At 61.7% G+C, this 15,506-nt stretch carries 12 protein-coding genes and 1 pseudogene; 6 read left to right on the forward strand and 7 right to left on the reverse strand.

Translation table 11 applies throughout. The features are described 5' to 3' along the window. Nucleotides 1-162: 162 nt before the first annotated feature. On the forward strand, nt 163-687 hold the full coding sequence (locus ABOC32_RS15780) for a hypothetical protein (protein WP_426807872.1): 525 nt from the start codon (nt 163-165) through the stop codon (nt 685-687). Nucleotides 688-743: 56 nt separating this feature from the next. On the opposite strand, the gene ABOC32_RS15785 is transcribed toward ABOC32_RS15780, so the two are convergent. From ABOC32_RS15785 to ABOC32_RS15810, 6 genes and pseudogenes are all read right to left on the reverse strand, one after another. Continuing rightward, nucleotides 744-1,283, reverse strand: coding sequence for a type 1 glutamine amidotransferase domain-containing protein (locus tag ABOC32_RS15785; protein ID WP_426807873.1), 540 nt, complete (start codon nt 1,281-1,283; stop codon nt 744-746). A 181-nt stretch (nt 1,284-1,464) separates the two neighbouring features. Further along, nucleotides 1,465-1,713, reverse strand: a pseudogene (locus ABOC32_RS15790) (SDR family oxidoreductase); the annotation flags it as partial. 51 nt (nt 1,714-1,764) lie between these two features. Then, nucleotides 1,765-2,967 carry a zinc-dependent alcohol dehydrogenase gene (locus tag ABOC32_RS15795; RefSeq protein WP_426807874.1) on the reverse strand — a complete coding sequence of 401 codons (1,203 nt, stop codon included), beginning with the start codon at nt 2,965-2,967 and terminating at the stop codon, nt 1,765-1,767. A gap of 258 nt (nt 2,968-3,225) precedes the next feature. Continuing rightward, entirely contained in the window at nt 3,226-5,424 is a 2,199-nt protein-coding gene (locus tag ABOC32_RS15800) for a xanthine dehydrogenase family protein molybdopterin-binding subunit (RefSeq protein WP_426807875.1), read from the reverse strand. Beyond that, nucleotides 5,421-6,422 carry an FAD binding domain-containing protein gene (locus ABOC32_RS15805; RefSeq protein ID WP_426807876.1) on the reverse strand — a complete coding sequence of 334 codons (1,002 nt, stop codon included), beginning with the start codon at nt 6,420-6,422 and terminating at the stop codon, nt 5,421-5,423. The genes ABOC32_RS15800 and ABOC32_RS15805 overlap by 4 nt, the downstream gene beginning before the upstream one ends. Next, complete coding sequence (locus ABOC32_RS15810; protein WP_426807877.1) at nt 6,419-6,949, reverse strand: (2Fe-2S)-binding protein; 531 nt, start codon at nt 6,947-6,949, stop codon at nt 6,419-6,421. The genes ABOC32_RS15805 and ABOC32_RS15810 overlap by 4 nt, the downstream gene beginning before the upstream one ends. Before the next feature lie 878 nt (nt 6,950-7,827). Between ABOC32_RS15810 and ABOC32_RS15815 the strand changes: the two genes are divergently transcribed. After that, nucleotides 7,828-8,061: a hypothetical protein gene (locus tag ABOC32_RS15815; protein ID WP_426807878.1), complete on the forward strand. Its 234-nt coding sequence runs from the start codon at nt 7,828-7,830 to the stop codon at nt 8,059-8,061. Between the two features lie 80 nt (nt 8,062-8,141). Then, nucleotides 8,142-8,414: a PepSY domain-containing protein gene (locus ABOC32_RS15820; RefSeq protein WP_426807879.1), complete on the forward strand. Its 273-nt coding sequence runs from the start codon at nt 8,142-8,144 to the stop codon at nt 8,412-8,414. Between the two features lie 69 nt (nt 8,415-8,483). Here the strand turns inward: ABOC32_RS15820 and ABOC32_RS15825 are convergent, their stop codons facing one another. Further along, nucleotides 8,484-10,271 carry a thiamine pyrophosphate-requiring protein gene (locus tag ABOC32_RS15825; RefSeq protein WP_426807880.1) on the reverse strand — a complete coding sequence of 596 codons (1,788 nt, stop codon included), beginning with the start codon at nt 10,269-10,271 and terminating at the stop codon, nt 8,484-8,486. Nucleotides 10,272-10,417: 146 nt separating this feature from the next. Here ABOC32_RS15825 and ABOC32_RS15830 point away from each other — a divergent pair, with 146 nt between their 5' ends. From ABOC32_RS15830 to ABOC32_RS15840, 3 genes are all read left to right on the forward strand, one after another. Continuing rightward, complete coding sequence (locus ABOC32_RS15830) at nt 10,418-10,933, forward strand: cupin domain-containing protein (RefSeq protein ID WP_426807881.1); 516 nt, start codon at nt 10,418-10,420, stop codon at nt 10,931-10,933. Between the two features lie 1,192 nt (nt 10,934-12,125). After that, nucleotides 12,126-14,438: a tetratricopeptide repeat protein gene (locus ABOC32_RS15835; protein WP_426807882.1), complete on the forward strand. Its 2,313-nt coding sequence runs from the start codon at nt 12,126-12,128 to the stop codon at nt 14,436-14,438. A gap of 93 nt (nt 14,439-14,531) precedes the next feature. Further along, entirely contained in the window at nt 14,532-15,503 is a 972-nt protein-coding gene (locus tag ABOC32_RS15840) for an AAA family ATPase (protein ID WP_426807883.1), read from the forward strand. Nucleotides 15,504-15,506 lie beyond the last annotated feature (3 nt).

The following is a 15,506-nucleotide window of genomic DNA, read 5'->3' on the forward strand; positions in this document are numbered from 1 at the left end:
CGTTCGAAGCGTGCACGAAGCCAGCGTTGAGGCGGATCTTCGGTCTGCGCGACGAGCGGTGTGCAAGGGCATTCACAATGAATTTTCGGTAAGCAGAAGGCTCTATCCCTGACGGGTCTTGCGCTGTAATAGGCGAGGCATACGATATCCAGGAGTATCCAGGTGCCTCGAATCATCACGCCCACCACGCCGGAACACGAGATCGATCAAAAGAATGCGAGGATGTTCGGTACGCCGAAAGAGCGGCTGGATTTCTATCGACGCGAAATCCAGTATGAGACCACCATCCTGGCCAACCGCACTGACGCTTATCTCGCTGCCCAGTCGTTCCTGGTCATCGCGTTCGTGTCTTCGATGGGCAACTTGAACCACAGCTGGGGCGAAATGTTCACCTTGATGGTGCCGGCTTTTCTCGCGCTGCTTGGCGTGCTCAGCACGTTGAATGCCTGGCCAGGCATCCGTGCGGCCTTCCGGATTATCGAGCACTGGCAGATGAAGCAAAGCCACTTGCTGCGCAGCGAGCCGATGATGGGCCTGGCCTATGACGAATCGCCGTTGTTCTGCGAGGCGGAAACCTCTCAGGCGGGGCACCGCAAATCACTGCTGTTTTCCCTGCGCACGCCCTGGATCTTCCTCTGCTTCTGGATCGTGCTGGGCAGCTATTCGGTGTATATCCAGCTGGCATGACCAGCGCCTTCTGGTCGGCGTCAAATACGACCAGGGGGCGCTGGAAAGAAGCAGACTCAGTCTGCCAGTGCCTTGATCAACTGCTCATTGAAGGCGGGGATATCATCTGGCTGGCGGCTGGTGATCAGGTTGCCGTCCACCACCACCTGCTCATCTACCCACGTGCCACCCGCGTTGCGGATGTCGTCCTGCAACGTCTTGTAGCTGGTCATGCGCTTGCCTTTGGCCAAGCCACTGGACACCAGCAACCAGGCACCGTGGCAGATGACGGCCAGCGGCTTGCCCGCCGCGTCATGGCTTTTTACCAGATTCTGCGCGGCAGAAATGATGCGGATGGTGTCGGAGTTCTGCACGCCGCCAGGCAGCACCAAGGCGTCGTAGAGGTCGAGGTGGGCGCCCTCGAACGTGGCGTCTACGGTGAATTCGTCGGCGGGCTTGTCATGATTCCAGCCCCGAACCGTACCTTCTTTTTCGCCCAGAATATCGACTACCGCACCGCTGTTTGCCAGTGCCTCGCGCGGGCCGGTCAGTTCCACCTGCTCGAAGCCATCAGTCACCAGAAAAGCCACGCGCTTGCCGTTCAGTTGTGCACTCATCGTTTATCTCCTTTTACCAATACTCCTCAGATAGGGGCCGGCACAGCCAGGTAAAGTTCCAGCGCGGTGCTGGGCGGCTTACATCAGCGCTGCCTGCGTTGCGAGCGGGTGATGACAAACCCGGCAATCAGCCCGAGGGCTGCTGCGCTCACCAGCATTGATGTCTTGTCCTTGCGGGATCGCCATCGATCAGCACCAGTTTCAGCCCCTCGATCGTGCCTGTTAACCGCTCCGGGAAAACAGGCTCGCCTTGCGCATCCAGGCAGTCATAGATGAATTTCGTGCCTTCGAGCCAGCCGACAGCCGTCAGCAGTTCAGGCCCAAGGTAATATTTACCGTCCAGAAAGAAACCGGGAAATTGATGAGCGCGCTCCACGTTCTCTACGCTGTAACGTTCGCCTGGTTTCATGCCTGTCGCTTGATCAATCATGTTGCAACCCCCCTGTAGGTGGTGGCGAGACCATTGAAGACCGTGTCCCCTTTACATGTTGTCAGGCCCCAGGGTGCCGGCCGCAGCGCCTGGCACGAGGATGACCTTGCGGCAGTTGTCCTGCTTTTGATCGAACATCTTGTAGCCCATGGCCGCTTCTTCGAGTGCCAGGCGATGGGTGACGATCAGTTCCGGTTGCAGGCGTCCTGCTTCGATGTGCTCCAGCAGTTCCGGTAGGTATTTCTGGACATGGGTCTGGCCCATCTTGAAAGTAAGACCCTTGTCGAAGGCATCGCCGAGCATGAACGCATGGATGAAGCCGGCGTACACACCTGGGACACTGACAACACCGCCACGACGCACTGCAGCAATGCTCTGGCGCAGCGCCTTGCCGCTGCTGCCTTCGATCTTCAGTGCCGTCATCACTGTTTCGGCAGTGCTACCCTTGGCTTCAAAGCCGACCGCATCGATCACCGCATCAACGCCACGCATGCCTGGCGTGTGACGGATGATGCTGTCAGCGGGATCGTCGTCCTGCTCGAAGTTGATGGGGACGACACCGTAAGCTTTCTGGGCATACGCCAGGCGGTAATCGTTGTCATCGACCATGAAGATGGTCTGTGCACCGAGCATTCGTGCACAGGCGGCACTCAGCAACCCTACTGGCCCGGCGCCATAGATGGCCACCGATGAACTCTGGCCAATCTCGGCATTGATGACCGCCTGCCAAGCGGTCGGCAGAATATCGGACAGGAAAAGCACCTTGTCATCGGCCAGGTCGGTAGGGACCATGAACGGGCCGACGTTAGCTTTGGGAACCCGAACGTAGTCAGCTTGACCGCCTGGGATGCCGCCATAGAGATGGCTGTATCCAAACAGTGCCGCGCCTGGAGGAATGCCCTTCTTGTTGATGATTGAGCCGCGCCCGGTGTTGGTGGTTTCGCAGGCGGCAAACAGATCGTGCTGGCAGAAGAAACAACTGCCGCAGGCAATAACAAAGGGAATTACTACCCGGTCGCCAATTTGGACATTAGTGACTGCACTCCCGGTTTCCTCGACGATACCCATGAACTCATGGCCAAAAATATCCCCAGCTTCGGTTTGCGGAATCTTGCCTCGATACAGATGCAGGTCGGAACCGCAGATCGCTGTGGCGGTGACCCTGAGGATGATGTCGTCTGCTTGCTCGATGATGGGATCAGGGACGGTATCGACCCTGACGTCGTTTGCTCCGTGGTAGGTAAGCGCTCTCATATAGGTCAGCTCCTGCAGCCCTGAGATTTTTGGGCGGGTATGCAGGGGAAGCCTAGTGGAGCATTAAAGTTCACACCAACCCATTCAACGGTAAGCGGCGGGTTCGCGGTAACTGCGCATCCTGATCCTCCCAATCCTCCCAGGCCTGCTTGCACGGGCGCACCGAAGCCTGAACACGCTTGAAACACCAACGAACGCTTTACCAAGATGCCCGTTTAACAGCAGGCAAGCGGGTGGAGGGGCTTGGCACCCGCTCGATCACAGCACCTTGTCGAGTGTGATCGGGAACTCCCTCACACGCTTGCCCGTAGCATGGTAGACCGCGTTGGCCACCGCGGCTGCCACCCCGACGACGCCGATTTCGCCCACACCCTTGGACCCCAGTTCGTTGACAATGTCGTCGTGCTCTTCAACGAAGATCACTTCGATATCCCCGCTGTCTGCGTTCACCGGGATGTGGTACTCCGCCAGGTTGTGATTGACGATGCGGCCCAACCGATGGTCGGTCAACGCTGCTTCGTGCAGGGCCATGCCCACCCCCCACACCACGCCTCCCAGGATCTGGCTGCGCGCGGTTTTCGGGTTGACCACCCGTCCTGCCGCCACGGCGCTGACCACGCGTACCACCTTGATCGTGCCAAGGTCTTCGTCGACGTGGACTTCCACGAATACCGCCGAATGAGTGGCGGTGGAGAACGGTTGGCGCCTGGCGCCGGGCTCGGCGTCGATCTGCACTTCGAACTCACCTTCGGGGGCGCTGGCGACGATGTCCGCCATGGCCAGGCGATGGCTGCCCGCGTGCAGGTAGCCATCGGCGAAAACGAACTGCTGCCGGGGTGTGCTGGCCACCTGGGGGTGCATTTTGCGCGCATGTGCCAGCACCTTGGCGCGCAGTACCTGGCAGGCCTGGCGCACGGCCGAGCCCACCGACGACACCGTGAACGAGCCGCCCTGAAGCGGGGCGGTGGGCAGTGAGGAATCACCCAGCATGAAGGTGACATCCTGCACCCTGACGCCCGCTGCGTCGGCGGCGATCTGAGTCATGACGGTATAAGTGCCAGTCCCGATATCTGTAGTGGCACTGCTGACGGTAAGGTGGCCCCGGGCATCGATGCGCGCCTTGGCGCTGGCTTTCATCTGCATGGCTTCCCAGACGCCGCCGGCCATCCCCCAGCCGACCAGTTGGTTGCCATTGCGCATGCTGCGCGGTTGGGGAGTGCGCTCATGCCAGCCAAAACGTTCGGCACCTTGCTGGTAGCACGCCAGCAGTTCCTTGCTGGAGTAGGGCTTGCCTTCGTTGGCATTGTTGGCGGCGAAATTGCGCCGGCGCAAGTCTATCGGGTCGATCTGCGCTGCACAGGCGAGCTCATCCATGGCGCATTCCAGCGCAATCATCCCGGACGCGGCCCCAGGCGCCCGCATGTCCAGCGGGGTGTACACATCGAGCGAGGCCAGGCGATAGCTGAGCGCGACGTTGTCGCACTGGTAAAGCATACCGCTCCATTCCACCAAGTGCTCGGTGAAGTCCTCGAAGCGGGAGGTCTGGCCAAGCGCATCGTGAGCGATCGCCAGCAAGCGCCCGTTTGCGTCTGCACCCAGGCGCAAGCGTTGCTCGGTGCGGGGCCGGTAACCAAAGGTGAACATCTGCTGGCGGGTCAGGGTGACGCGCACCGAGCGCTTCAGGTGCAACGCCGCCATCACTGCCAGCGGCAACTGGTACTGCGGGCGCAAGCCCGAGCCGAAGGCGCCGCCGACGAACGCCGCACGCACACGGATGTTTGCCTTGGGCAGGCCGAACACCTTGTGCAGGTAGTCCTGGCAGTTCTGCGTGCCTTGGGTCTTGTCGTGGATTTCCAGGGTGCCGTCGGCTTTGTAGTGCACGGTCGAGGCATGGGGCTCCATCGGGTTGTGGTGCTCGTTGGCTGTCAGGTAGGTGGCATCCACCTGCACCGGCGCCCCGGCAAACTGCCCGGTGAAGTCGCCACGCGGCGCCGGTGTTTCGGCGGGGGCGGCGTGCGACTGTTGGCATGCGCCGAGGTCTGTCTGATGGGCCTCCTCGGCATAGTCGATTCTGATTAGCGAGCCTGCATAGCGGGCCAGTTCGAGGGTTTCGGCGATCACCAGCGCCAACGGTTGCCCGCTGTAGAGCACTCGATCATTGAACAAGGGCCGAAACGGCGAGCCCTCGGCAGAGTCGGCATCGCTGTAGTCGTCGTCATAACTGGATACAGGCGGACGATGGCCATGGTCGAGCACGGCGATTACCCCGGGCACGCGCATGGCCTGCGTACTGTCGATGTCGAGTACCCGACCGCGGGCGATGGTACTGGACACGACGCTGCCGTGTAGCAGGCCCGCCTCGGGGTATTCGCCTGCATAGCGCGCCTGCCCGGTGACCTTCGCCACGCCGTCCACGCGGTCCAGGGGCGTACCGACTACTGGTGTGCTGTTGATCATGGTCGCGGCCCTCTGTCAGCGGCGCCGCGCGCCGCGTCATCCAATGCACGCACGATTGCCCGCTGCGCGAGGGTTACCTTGAAACCGTTATGGCTCAGAGGTTGTGCACCTTGCAGCAATGTTTGCGCGGCGCGGGTGAAGAGCGCTTCGCAAGGCACCTGGCCGGCCAGCATGCGTTCCACAACCGGGTCCCGCCAGGGTTTGTGGGCAACGCCGCCCAGCGCCAGGCGCGCCTGCTGGATCACTTTGCCATCGAAGTTCAAGGCTGCAGCGACCGACACGAGCGCGAACGCGTAGGAGGCCCGGTCGCGTATTTTCAGATAACGGTAATGGTGTTCGAACAGCGGGGGCGGCAGCTCGATGCCTGTCACCAGTTCATCGACTGCCAGTTGGTTGTCCCGCTCGGGGGTGTCCTCGGGCAGGCGGTGGAAATCTGCGAAGGGTATCTGGCGTTCACCGGACGGCCCTTGTACATGCACCACGGCTTCGAGCGCTGCCAATGCCACGCACATGTCCGAGGGGTGGGTCGCGACGCAGGCTGCGCTGGCGCCAAGAATGGCATGGATACGGTTCAGGCCATCACGCGCGGGGCATCCGCTGCCGGGTTCACGTTTGTTGCAGGGGGTGGCGGTGTCATAGAAGTAGTAGCACCGGGTACGTTGCAGCAGATTGCCACCGGTGCTGGCCATGTTTCTCAACTGCGGGGATGCCCCTGCCAGGATGGCTTCTGACAGCAGTGGATAGTGCTGCTGGATCATCGGATGCCAGGCCAGGTCGGCGTTGCTTACCAATGCGCCGATCAGCACGCCAGCGTTCGTGGTGGCTTGGATACCGTTCAGCCCAAGGCCGGAGAGGTCGATCAGCCGTTTGGGCCGAACCACATTTTCCTTCATCAGGTCGACGAGGTTGGTACCGCCGGCAATGAAACGCGAGCTGGGGTCTGCCAGGCTGATGGCCTCGCTGACCGATGCAGGCTTGTGGTAGCTGAAGGGCGTCATGGGGTCTGCCCTCCCTGCGTGGGCTGGGGCCGGTCGTTCATTAACGGCAGGGCTTCCTCCACTGCAGCGACGATGTTGCTGTAGGCACCGCAGCGGCACAGGTTGCCGCTCATCTGTTCGCGAATGGCCTGTGCGGTGTCGGCATGGCCTTCGTTCGCCAGCCCCACTGCGGAGCAGATCTGGCCCGGGGTGCAGTAGCCGCACTGAAAGGCATCATGGCGGATGAAGGCGCGTTGCAGGGGGTGCAGTTCGCCGTCGCTGGCCAGCCCTTCGATCGTCACCAGGTGGGCGCCTTCGCACATGACGGCGAGGGTAAGGCACGCATTGATGCGCTTGCCATCACGCAGTACCGTGCAGGCCCCACACTGGCCGTGGTCACAGCCTTTCTTGGTGCCGATCAGGTCCAACTGCTCGCGCAGCAGGTCGAGCAACGTTGTCCAGGGAAGGACTTGCAGTGATCGGGGCTGACCATTGATGGTCAGGCCAATGCGGTGTTCTTCGACAGCCACGGGGGCGGTTGCGCTCATGGAAGGTCCTCACGGTCAGGGTTCGCACAGTTGGCTGTGTCTCTGTCGTGCGACCGGCCCGGCCGGAAAAACGTTCAGCCTGCTTGCCAAGCTGCAGGGCAGCACCAGCTCCGGCGCTGATTACCATTGCGGTCAAAGCCTCGGCCCCGGGTTCAATGCCTGGGGTTGATCGTGCCGTTTCATCTGGATCGCCAGGTAAGCGTCATGGATCACACACGCTGAACTACCGCCGTGCCGCCTGCGTCCTCCGAATGAATGCGCAGTAATGCCGGCATTCGCTCATTACTCGGTTACGAGGGCGTAACGATGGACAGGACTGACCAAGGCTCGACATATTCACCCGGCAGCATTCAGGATCACGCGCAGGCCATCACCGATGAGGCCGGTGCGCCCGTCGTTCACGAGGATGGCCCCTGACCGCCAGGCAGAGACAGGACCGGGTTGCCGTTGGCAGCAATATCACTAACGGCTACCGGCGTGAATCCACACTGCGTATGCCGACTTCAATGCTTGAGGAAGGTGAGGTTGGTCCCGTTTCAACTCTGCGCGTGCTTGAGGGGTTCGTAGCCACTCCGTTAGCCACGCGACCAGCAAAAGCCGGGTAACCGGGCAGGGCGCTACCTGGCGTTCAAGCTGGTTGGCGATCTCACCGAGCCACGCAAGCTCCGTGTCAAGTTGCACCATCGGATCTACCATCAGGACCCCTCCGTCGACTTTGGCTGTGCCAGCTTTACCGTATCTGGAACCTGTTCCAGCGAGTGACCGATCCCTGCCAGCGCCCCACGCCATGGCGTGAGCAACTGCCTGCACCGGCTGTAAAGGAACAGATTTTTGTCTCGGTGGTCAGGTCAAGAAGTCCCGTAAAACTTGAGGTTAGCATGACAATTTATAACATCGTGTATCGCCTGGCTGAAGAGCCAAAAAGCTACCGGCTGGAATTGGACCAGGACAAGCTTGGTCGTCACGAGGCCGCGATGCACCTGATCGTGTTGCACTTTGGAGACAGTGAAAACAGCCTTGTACTGCCTGCGGCGGATTCATCGCCGGACGAGATCATGGCTCAAGCCGATTTGCTTGGGTTGTCCCAGATAACCGTCGCGGCCGAAGCGTGACGTTGAACAATGCTTCGACTGAACCTGGCTCGTGAGGCGCGGGTCGCATGTTCACATTCACAGCAAAAAGGAAGTTGGCGATGAAAGCGATCACTCGACTGTTCACTGGCTTGGCGTTGGTAGGTGCCATGGGGGCTTCGTGCGCATGGGCTCATACGCCCGGTGCTGACTGGAAGGTCAGCAAGGATCAGGCTGAGGCCACGTTGAAAGGCGCTGGATACACGCAAATTACCAAGATCGAAGCCGACGACGGTCACTGGGAAGGTGAGGGCATGAAGGCTGACGGCAAGCAGTACGAATTCCAGGTCGATCCGCACGACGGCAAGATCATCAAGGATGAACTGGACAACTGACCGTGTTGTGACCAAGGGTTGCCCGCGCTTCGGCGCGGGCATCGTTTTCTGCTTGCCGCGAGGTCCCTATCACTTCTTGCCAGGCAGCACCGAGCTGAGCACCTGCTTGGCTGTCTGCACGATGATGCCCGCCTGATCGGGGTCGCCCTTTAGCAAGGTACTGGCAAACTTCTTCGCCTGCTCCAGCTTGATGTGGGGTGGCAGGGGCGGCACATTTGGGTCGGTCTTGAACTCGATCAGTACTGGCCGATCAGCAGCCAGCGCGCGCTCCCACGCAGCGGCAACGTCCTCTTCGCGATCTACGTAGATACCTTGCAGGCCAATGGAAATGGCGAACAGATGGTAGGGCACGTCAGGGATCGACTGCGAAGCTTCGAACTTGGGGTCGCCCTCCATGACCCGTTGCTCCCAAGTCACCTGGTTCAGGTCCTCATTGTTGAACACGGCACAGATCCATTGCGGGTTGTCCCACTGCTGCCAGTATTTAGCCACGGTGATCAGTTCGGCGAGGTTGTTCATCTGCATCGCCCCATCGCCCACCAAGGCAACCACAGCCCGTTGCGGGTGGGCGAACTTGGCTGCAATGGCATAGGGCACGGCGGCGCCCATGCAAGCCAGGCCGCCGGACAGCGAACACTGCATACCCTGGCGAATCTGCAGGTCGCGGGCAAACCAGTTGGCACAGGAGCCGGAATCGCTGGTGATGATGGCGTGGTCGGGCAGGCGAGGGGACAGCTCATGGACCACGCGTTGCGGGTTGATCGGGTCGGCCTTGACCAGGGCGCGCTTGGCCACGGTCTTGTCCCACTGCGCACGCCAGGTCTCTACCTTGTCGCGCCAGCGCCGGTCGGTCTTGTGCTCAAGCAACGGCAACAGTGCGCGCAATGTTTCGCTGGCGTCGCCGACCAGGTTGACCTCCATCGGGTAGCGCAGGCTGAGCATGTCGGGTTGCAGGTCGATCTGCACGCCACGCGCCTGGCCTTCCTTGGGCAAAAACTCGGAATAGGGAAAGCCGGAGCCGATCATCAGCAAGGTGTCGCACTCGGTCATCAGCTGATAACTGGGTTCGGTGCCGAGCAGGCCGATCGACCCGGTGACCCACGGCAGGTCGTCCGGCAGCACAGCCTTGCCCAGCAACGCTTTGGCCACCCCGGCGCCGAGTGTTTCGGCAATTGCAATGACCTGCTCTGTGGCCTGCAGTGCGCCGGCACCCACCAGTATCGCCACCTTGTGCCCGGCGTTGAGTACCTCGGCGGCGCGCTGCAGGTCTTCGTCGAACGGCAACACCCTGGGTTTGCTGTAGCCGATGCCGGAATGCACCGTCCCGTGGGCCCTGGGTGGTTCGTTGTAGGGCAGGTCCTGCAGGTCGTTGGGCAGGATGATGGCGGTCACACGGCGTTCGCCGACGGCCGTACGCACCGCACGGTCAAGCAGGTGGCGCACCTGCTCCGGTGTCGATGCCTGCTGGACGAACGCACCGGCGACGTCCTTGAACATCGACAGCAGGTCCAGCTCCTGCTGGTAATGCCCGCCCAGTGCCGCCCGGGCCTGTTGACCAACGATGGCCAGCACCGGCTGGTGGTCCATGCGTGCATCGTACAGGCCGGTGAGCAGGTGCGAGGCGCCTGGGCCAGAGGTGGCCATGCACACACCGAGCTCGCCGGTGAACTTGGCATGGGCGCTGGCCATGAAGGCAGCCATTTCCTCATGGCGGGCCTGGATGAATTCAATCTTGCCGTTGGCCCGGCTCAGTGCACCGAACACCCCATTGATGCCGTCGCCGGGGTAACCGAAGATGCGCCGTACGCCCCATTGATACAAACGTTCCACCAGAAAGTCGCCTACCGTGCCGGTCATTGCCTGCTCCCGTTCTGTCATCGATAGGTGTCTGGACTTGGCACGTGCGGGGAAAGTTTCAACGGTATGCGCACCGGTCTGCCGGCTGGAACCTGGGAACAGCCGGGGGTTCGAATGTGGACCGATAACCCTTCAGGGTGCGCATCATGAATACACAAGATGCCAGCGTGCAGGCCTTGTATTTCGAAGACGACGGCGCCACGCCGAACAGCCGTTTTCCCGTACTGTTTTACCGGTTGAAGGTTGATCCGGGGGCGGACAATGCCAGCGCATTCGAAACGTTGTTAGCGGCTCACCAATGGACCCCGCTGTGGCGTGACGGAATCTTCGATTATCACCACTTTCACCCTAACGCTCATGAGGCGCTGGGCATTGCCTGTGGGCAGGCGCGATTGACGCTTGGCGGGGAATCAGGGCAAAGCGTTAGCGTGGAGCGGGGCGATGTGCTGGTGCTGCCAGCGGGTACGGGCCATCGCTGCATCGCGTGCAGCGATGACTTCCTGGTGGTCGGCGCCTATCCCCACGGGCAGGAAGACTACGACATCCAGCGGCCCGACAGGGCAGCGCACCCGCGTGCCGTTGCGCGCATCGCCAAAGTACCGCTGCCTCAACAAGACCCGGTCAGCGGCATTCGTGGTGCGTTGATGACGCATTGGCGCTGAGTGCGCTGCAATCAGGCCGAGTGGTCCATTGCCATCGGCCATTTCAGCTAGCTGCCAGACCCTGCACCGGATCCACTGCCCGATGAGCCTCCGTTACCACTGCCCGAGCCTGTACCGCTGCCACCTGCGCCATTGCTGCCGGTGCCCGAACCACTGCTGGTACCGTCCCCGCCCGTGTTGTCCGTCCCATTGTCATCAGTACCGCCGTTACCCGTACCCATGCCGTCGCCTGGTGTGCCTGAACCCGTCGCACCGCCTTGGCCATTCATTTGGCCATTGTCGTGCGGTTGCACGCCCGGGGCGCGCTGATCGTTCAGGTCTGTGGCAGCCAAGGCAAGTGGTGCAGCGAAGGCCAGGCACAGTGCGAGCACAAACGTAGAGGGTTTTTTTGGTGTCATGGTGAAACTCCTTTCAGGGTTGTTCACCTACTTTTCGGCCTGCCGCTCGCGGGAGGGTGCCTGCTGAGCGACGGAAGGCGCATGGTTTCCAGGGGCTATGGCGTTTCGTCTTTGTAACTTGGCATACACAACCAGGCGTAGGTGCCGGTCCTCGTCAATGGTCAGCGAGGTGTGCTCGAACTGGGGCTGGCCGCCATCGCAGGCCAAGTGCCGGGTGGAGGTTTGCTTCATGCCGATGTGTTCAGCCTAGGGTGGCGCAGCATCCTCCTTATCAACGTGCCTATCGGTCTGTTGGCCAGCACGGCGGCACGTTGTATCCCTGAGTCGCGCGCACCACAGCGACCAAGTCTGGACTGGGCGGGGGTAGGGCTGGTCACCACCGGGCTGGTGACCGGTACGTGCGCGATCGTGATTGGCGATTTCTGACAGCTCTCGGTGGGGCGCGTTTCGGACTTAAGTGAAGCTGCCTGGTTAGCTCGTCAGCAGGGGGGCAGACCAGCATCAGACGGGGTGGATTGGATCAAATGCGGTCTGCAGATCAACTATTTGCCTCGCGTCCAAAGTGCTGGCTGCAGGAGTATGCAACACGAATGCTCTCTGCCGCCCGGTATCTGCAGTAAGCCTTCGCAAACAGCTGAGGCATGTACTACGGTGAATCCTGCAGATTCAGGACTGCTTGGAGAGCCCCATGGTGCCTATCTACCTGCTGGCGGTGTCCATCATTACCGGTGACACGAGACTGATATGACAACAGCCCGCTACAGGGCGGACAGAGCAGACCGTGGAGCTTACGAATGGGAAGTCGTGCACAGGTGATGCAGGGTGGTTGGATGGCTACCCGGTTGGGCATCCTGTTACTGGCGTGGCTTGTCAGCATCATTGCAGTGGCTGATGGCTTGGGCCGGCAGCCCGTACAGGCCAAGGACCGCGAGGGCTACGCCGATGCCAGCAGCTGCCAGGGCTGTCATGCCGAGCAGGCCGGGCAGTGGCAGCATTCCGATCATGCCTGGGCGCTGCGCGAGGCCAGCCCGGCCAATGTGCTGGGCGATTTCGATGACGTGCGCTACGACCAGGACGGCGTCAAGGCCCATTTCTACCGTAAGGGTGAAGCGTACTTCGTCAACATCGAGGGCGAGGATGGCAAGCCCGCCGACTTCCAGGTACTGCATACCTTCGGCTACTCGCCGTTGCAGCAGTATCTGGTGGCCTTGTCGCGCGGGCGCTTGCAAGCGCTGACGATTGCCTGGGACAGCCGGCCGGCGCAGCAGGGTGGCCAGCGCTGGTTTTCGTTGTACCCAGGGCAACGCTTCATGCCGGGCGACCCGCTGCACTGGACCGGCCGTTACCAGAACTGGAACGGCATGTGCGCCGATTGCCACTCGACCCGGCTGGTCAAGCATTACGACGATGCCAAGGACAGTTTTGCCAGTACCTGGCAGGAAAAGACCGTCGGCTGCCAGGCTTGTCACGGCCCCGCTCAGGCCCATGTCGACTGGGCCAGTAAACACCCCGGCGCTTCGCCTTCCCAAGGCCTTGTCGTGGACTTCAAGGCGCTGGGCAGTAAAGGCGTGGTGGAGCAATGCGCGTACTGCCACAGCCGCCGGCAGGGGCTTGGGACTGGCCAGATGCCTGGGCGTCCGCAATTGGACCAAAGCTTGCCGGCCACCCTGCGCACCGGTTTGTACCATGACGACGGGCAGATCGATGGCGAGGTCTATGAGTACGGCTCCTTCGCTCAAAGCAAGATGTTCGCCGCAGGGGTGGGCTGCACAGACTGCCACAACCCCCACACCACCAAGGTGCGCATCGAAGGCAACGGTTTATGCCTGCAATGCCACAACACCCAGCCCAATACCGTGCGCTTCGCTGGGCTGCAGGCCAAGGACTACGATAGCCCGGCACATCATCACCACATCGCCGGCTCACCCGGGGCGCAGTGCGTCAACTGCCATATGCCCAGCAAGGACTACATGGTGATCGACCCCCGTCGTGACCACAGCCTGCGCATTCCAAGGCCTGACCTGGCTGCGCAGGGCATGGGCCCGGATGCCTGCACCACCTGTCATCAGGACCGCGAACCTGCATGGGCCGCCAGTGCGATCGACAGCTGGTTCACCACGCCCACGCGTGCAGCCCGGTATGGGCAAATGTTTCATGCTGTGCGTGAAGACCCAGGCACCAGCCTCAGTCGGCTGGGTTACCTGCTCGCGGACAAGCACAACCCTGCCATCGTTCGTGCGACGGCTGCCGACCAGTTGGCTGACCTTGGGCCTGCGGCGGCAAGCAACCTGCGCTGGGCGTTGCAGGACAACGACTCGTTGGTGCGGGCCTATGCAGTGGCCGGCTTCGGCCGTTTACCGGCTGAGCAGCGTATTGCGCCCTTGCTGGCGCTGCTACAGGACCCAGCCCTGGCGGTACGCGACGAAACCGTGCGGGCGCTGGCCGACGTACCTGCCGCGCAGCTACCCGAAGCCAGCCGTGCGTCGTTCACCGCCTTGCTTGCCGATTACGAGCAGCGCCTGCGCGGTAATGCCGATTTGCCTGGGGGGCGGCTCAACCTGGCAGTGCTGTTGCAGCGCCAGGGTCGTGCAGAGCAGGCCATGGAGCAGTATCGTCAGGCGCTGCGCATGGACCCGTATTTCACCCCGGCCAGGGTCAACCTGGTCACACTCGCCAGTAGCGGGCAACGGCTGGATGATGCCGAAAAACTGCTGCGCGAGGGCGTGGCGCTGGACAAGGCGCCGGCAACGGATCGAGGCAACCTGGCTTACATGCTTGCCTTGCTGCTGGTCGAACGCAGCAAGCCGGAAGAAGCGGTCGGGTGGATGGAACAAGCGGCTGTGGCATTGCCGGGCAATACGCGCATCCGCTACAACCAAGGCCTGCTGCTGGCACGCATGAACCGTCGGGACGAAGCCCTGCAGGCCTTGCGCAGCGGCCTGCAGCAGGCGCCAGAGGATGCTGACCTGCTGTATACGCTGATTTACCTGCATGCCTTGGCCGGGGAGCGTGAACAGGCCTATCCCTATGTACAGCGAATGCGCGAGGCGGCGCCTGATGACCCACGGTTGCAGGCGATCGAGCCGTATTGGCGCAACCATCCGTGAGGGCTGGCGTGTTCTCTTCACGACACGCCGTTGCAGCCTTGCCGTGCGCGGCTAGATTTACCACACCGCCAATCCCACCCAAGGGCCGTTGCCGTGAATACCCACGAACACGTCCAGGCACTGGAAGCATCGGTCGCTGAAATTGTCCTCGGCCAGGCAGATACCATCCGCCATGTGCTGCTGGGCTTGCTGGCCAATGGTCATGTATTGCTTGAAAGCCTTCCGGGCCTGGCCAAGACCCGCACGGTCAAGGCACTTGCCACGCACCTGGACGCGCAGATGCGGCGTATCCAGTTCACCCCCGACTTGTTGCCTTCGGACATCACCGGGGGAGAGATCCTGCAGCAGACGGCTGAAGGCAGCACGATCAGCTTTCAGCCCGGCCCTTTGTTTGGCAATGTCATCCTGGCTGACGAGATCAACCGCGCCCCGGCCAAGGTCCAGGCCGCCTTGCTTGAGGCCATGGAGGAACGCCAGATCACTGTAGCCGGGCAGAGTTACCCAATGCCTGGGCTGTTCATGGTGCTGGCGACGCAGAACCCGATCGAGCAGGAGGGGACCTACCCATTACCTGAGGCGCAGATGGACCGCTTCCTGATGAAGCTGCAATTGGGCTACCCGCGCCCCGACGACGAAACCCAGGTGCTGCGCCTGGTGCGCGCAGAAGACCAGGCCAGCCATGAGGTGGCACAGCCTGAACGCCTTGCCCAGCAAGTGATCTTCGATGCGCGCCGCGAAGTGGCGCGGGTGCATGTGTCGCAGGCCATCGACCGTTACCTCATCGACCTGATCAATGCCACACGGCACCCAGATAACCATGACGCTGAGCTTGCGCGCTGGATCAGGATTGGTGCCAGCCCGCGTGGTGGCATCAGCCTGGACCGCGTGTCGCGTGCCCACGCCTGGCTGAATGGGCAGGACTTCGTGTCGCCCGACAACGTACGTGCCGTGGTTCACCCGGTATTGCGCCATCGTCTGCAGTTGTCCTATGACGCGATCAGCGATGGTGTGGCGGCCGACCAGGTCATCGACCGGCTGTTGGACAAGGTGGCCATTCCCGCCTGACGG

The sequence above is a fragment of the Pseudomonas sp. WOUb67 genome (genome assembly GCF_050058005.1).
GTDB lineage: Bacteria > Pseudomonadota > Gammaproteobacteria > Pseudomonadales > Pseudomonadaceae > Aquipseudomonas > Aquipseudomonas putida_R.

Coding starts and splice junctions, on each gene's coding strand:
- ABOC32_RS15785 (WP_426807873.1), bottom strand. CDS start 1,283: ATGAGTGCACAACTGAACGGCAAGCGCGTGGCTTTTCTGGTGACTGAT.
- ABOC32_RS15795 (WP_426807874.1), bottom strand. CDS start 2,967: ATGAGAGCGCTTACCTACCACGGAGCAAACGACGTCAGGGTCGATACC.
- ABOC32_RS15800 (WP_426807875.1), bottom strand. CDS start 5,424: ATGATCAACAGCACACCAGTAGTCGGTACGCCCCTGGACCGCGTGGAC.
- ABOC32_RS15805 (WP_426807876.1), bottom strand. CDS start 6,422: ATGACGCCCTTCAGCTACCACAAGCCTGCATCGGTCAGCGAGGCCATC.
- ABOC32_RS15810 (WP_426807877.1), bottom strand. CDS start 6,949: ATGAGCGCAACCGCCCCCGTGGCTGTCGAAGAACACCGCATTGGCCTG.
- ABOC32_RS15815 (WP_426807878.1), top strand. CDS start 7,828: ATGACAATTTATAACATCGTGTATCGCCTGGCTGAAGAGCCAAAAAGC.
- ABOC32_RS15820 (WP_426807879.1), top strand. CDS start 8,142: ATGAAAGCGATCACTCGACTGTTCACTGGCTTGGCGTTGGTAGGTGCC.
- ABOC32_RS15825 (WP_426807880.1), bottom strand. CDS start 10,271: ATGACCGGCACGGTAGGCGACTTTCTGGTGGAACGTTTGTATCAATGG.
- ABOC32_RS15830 (WP_426807881.1), top strand. CDS start 10,418: ATGAATACACAAGATGCCAGCGTGCAGGCCTTGTATTTCGAAGACGAC.
- ABOC32_RS15835 (WP_426807882.1), top strand. CDS start 12,126: ATGGGAAGTCGTGCACAGGTGATGCAGGGTGGTTGGATGGCTACCCGG.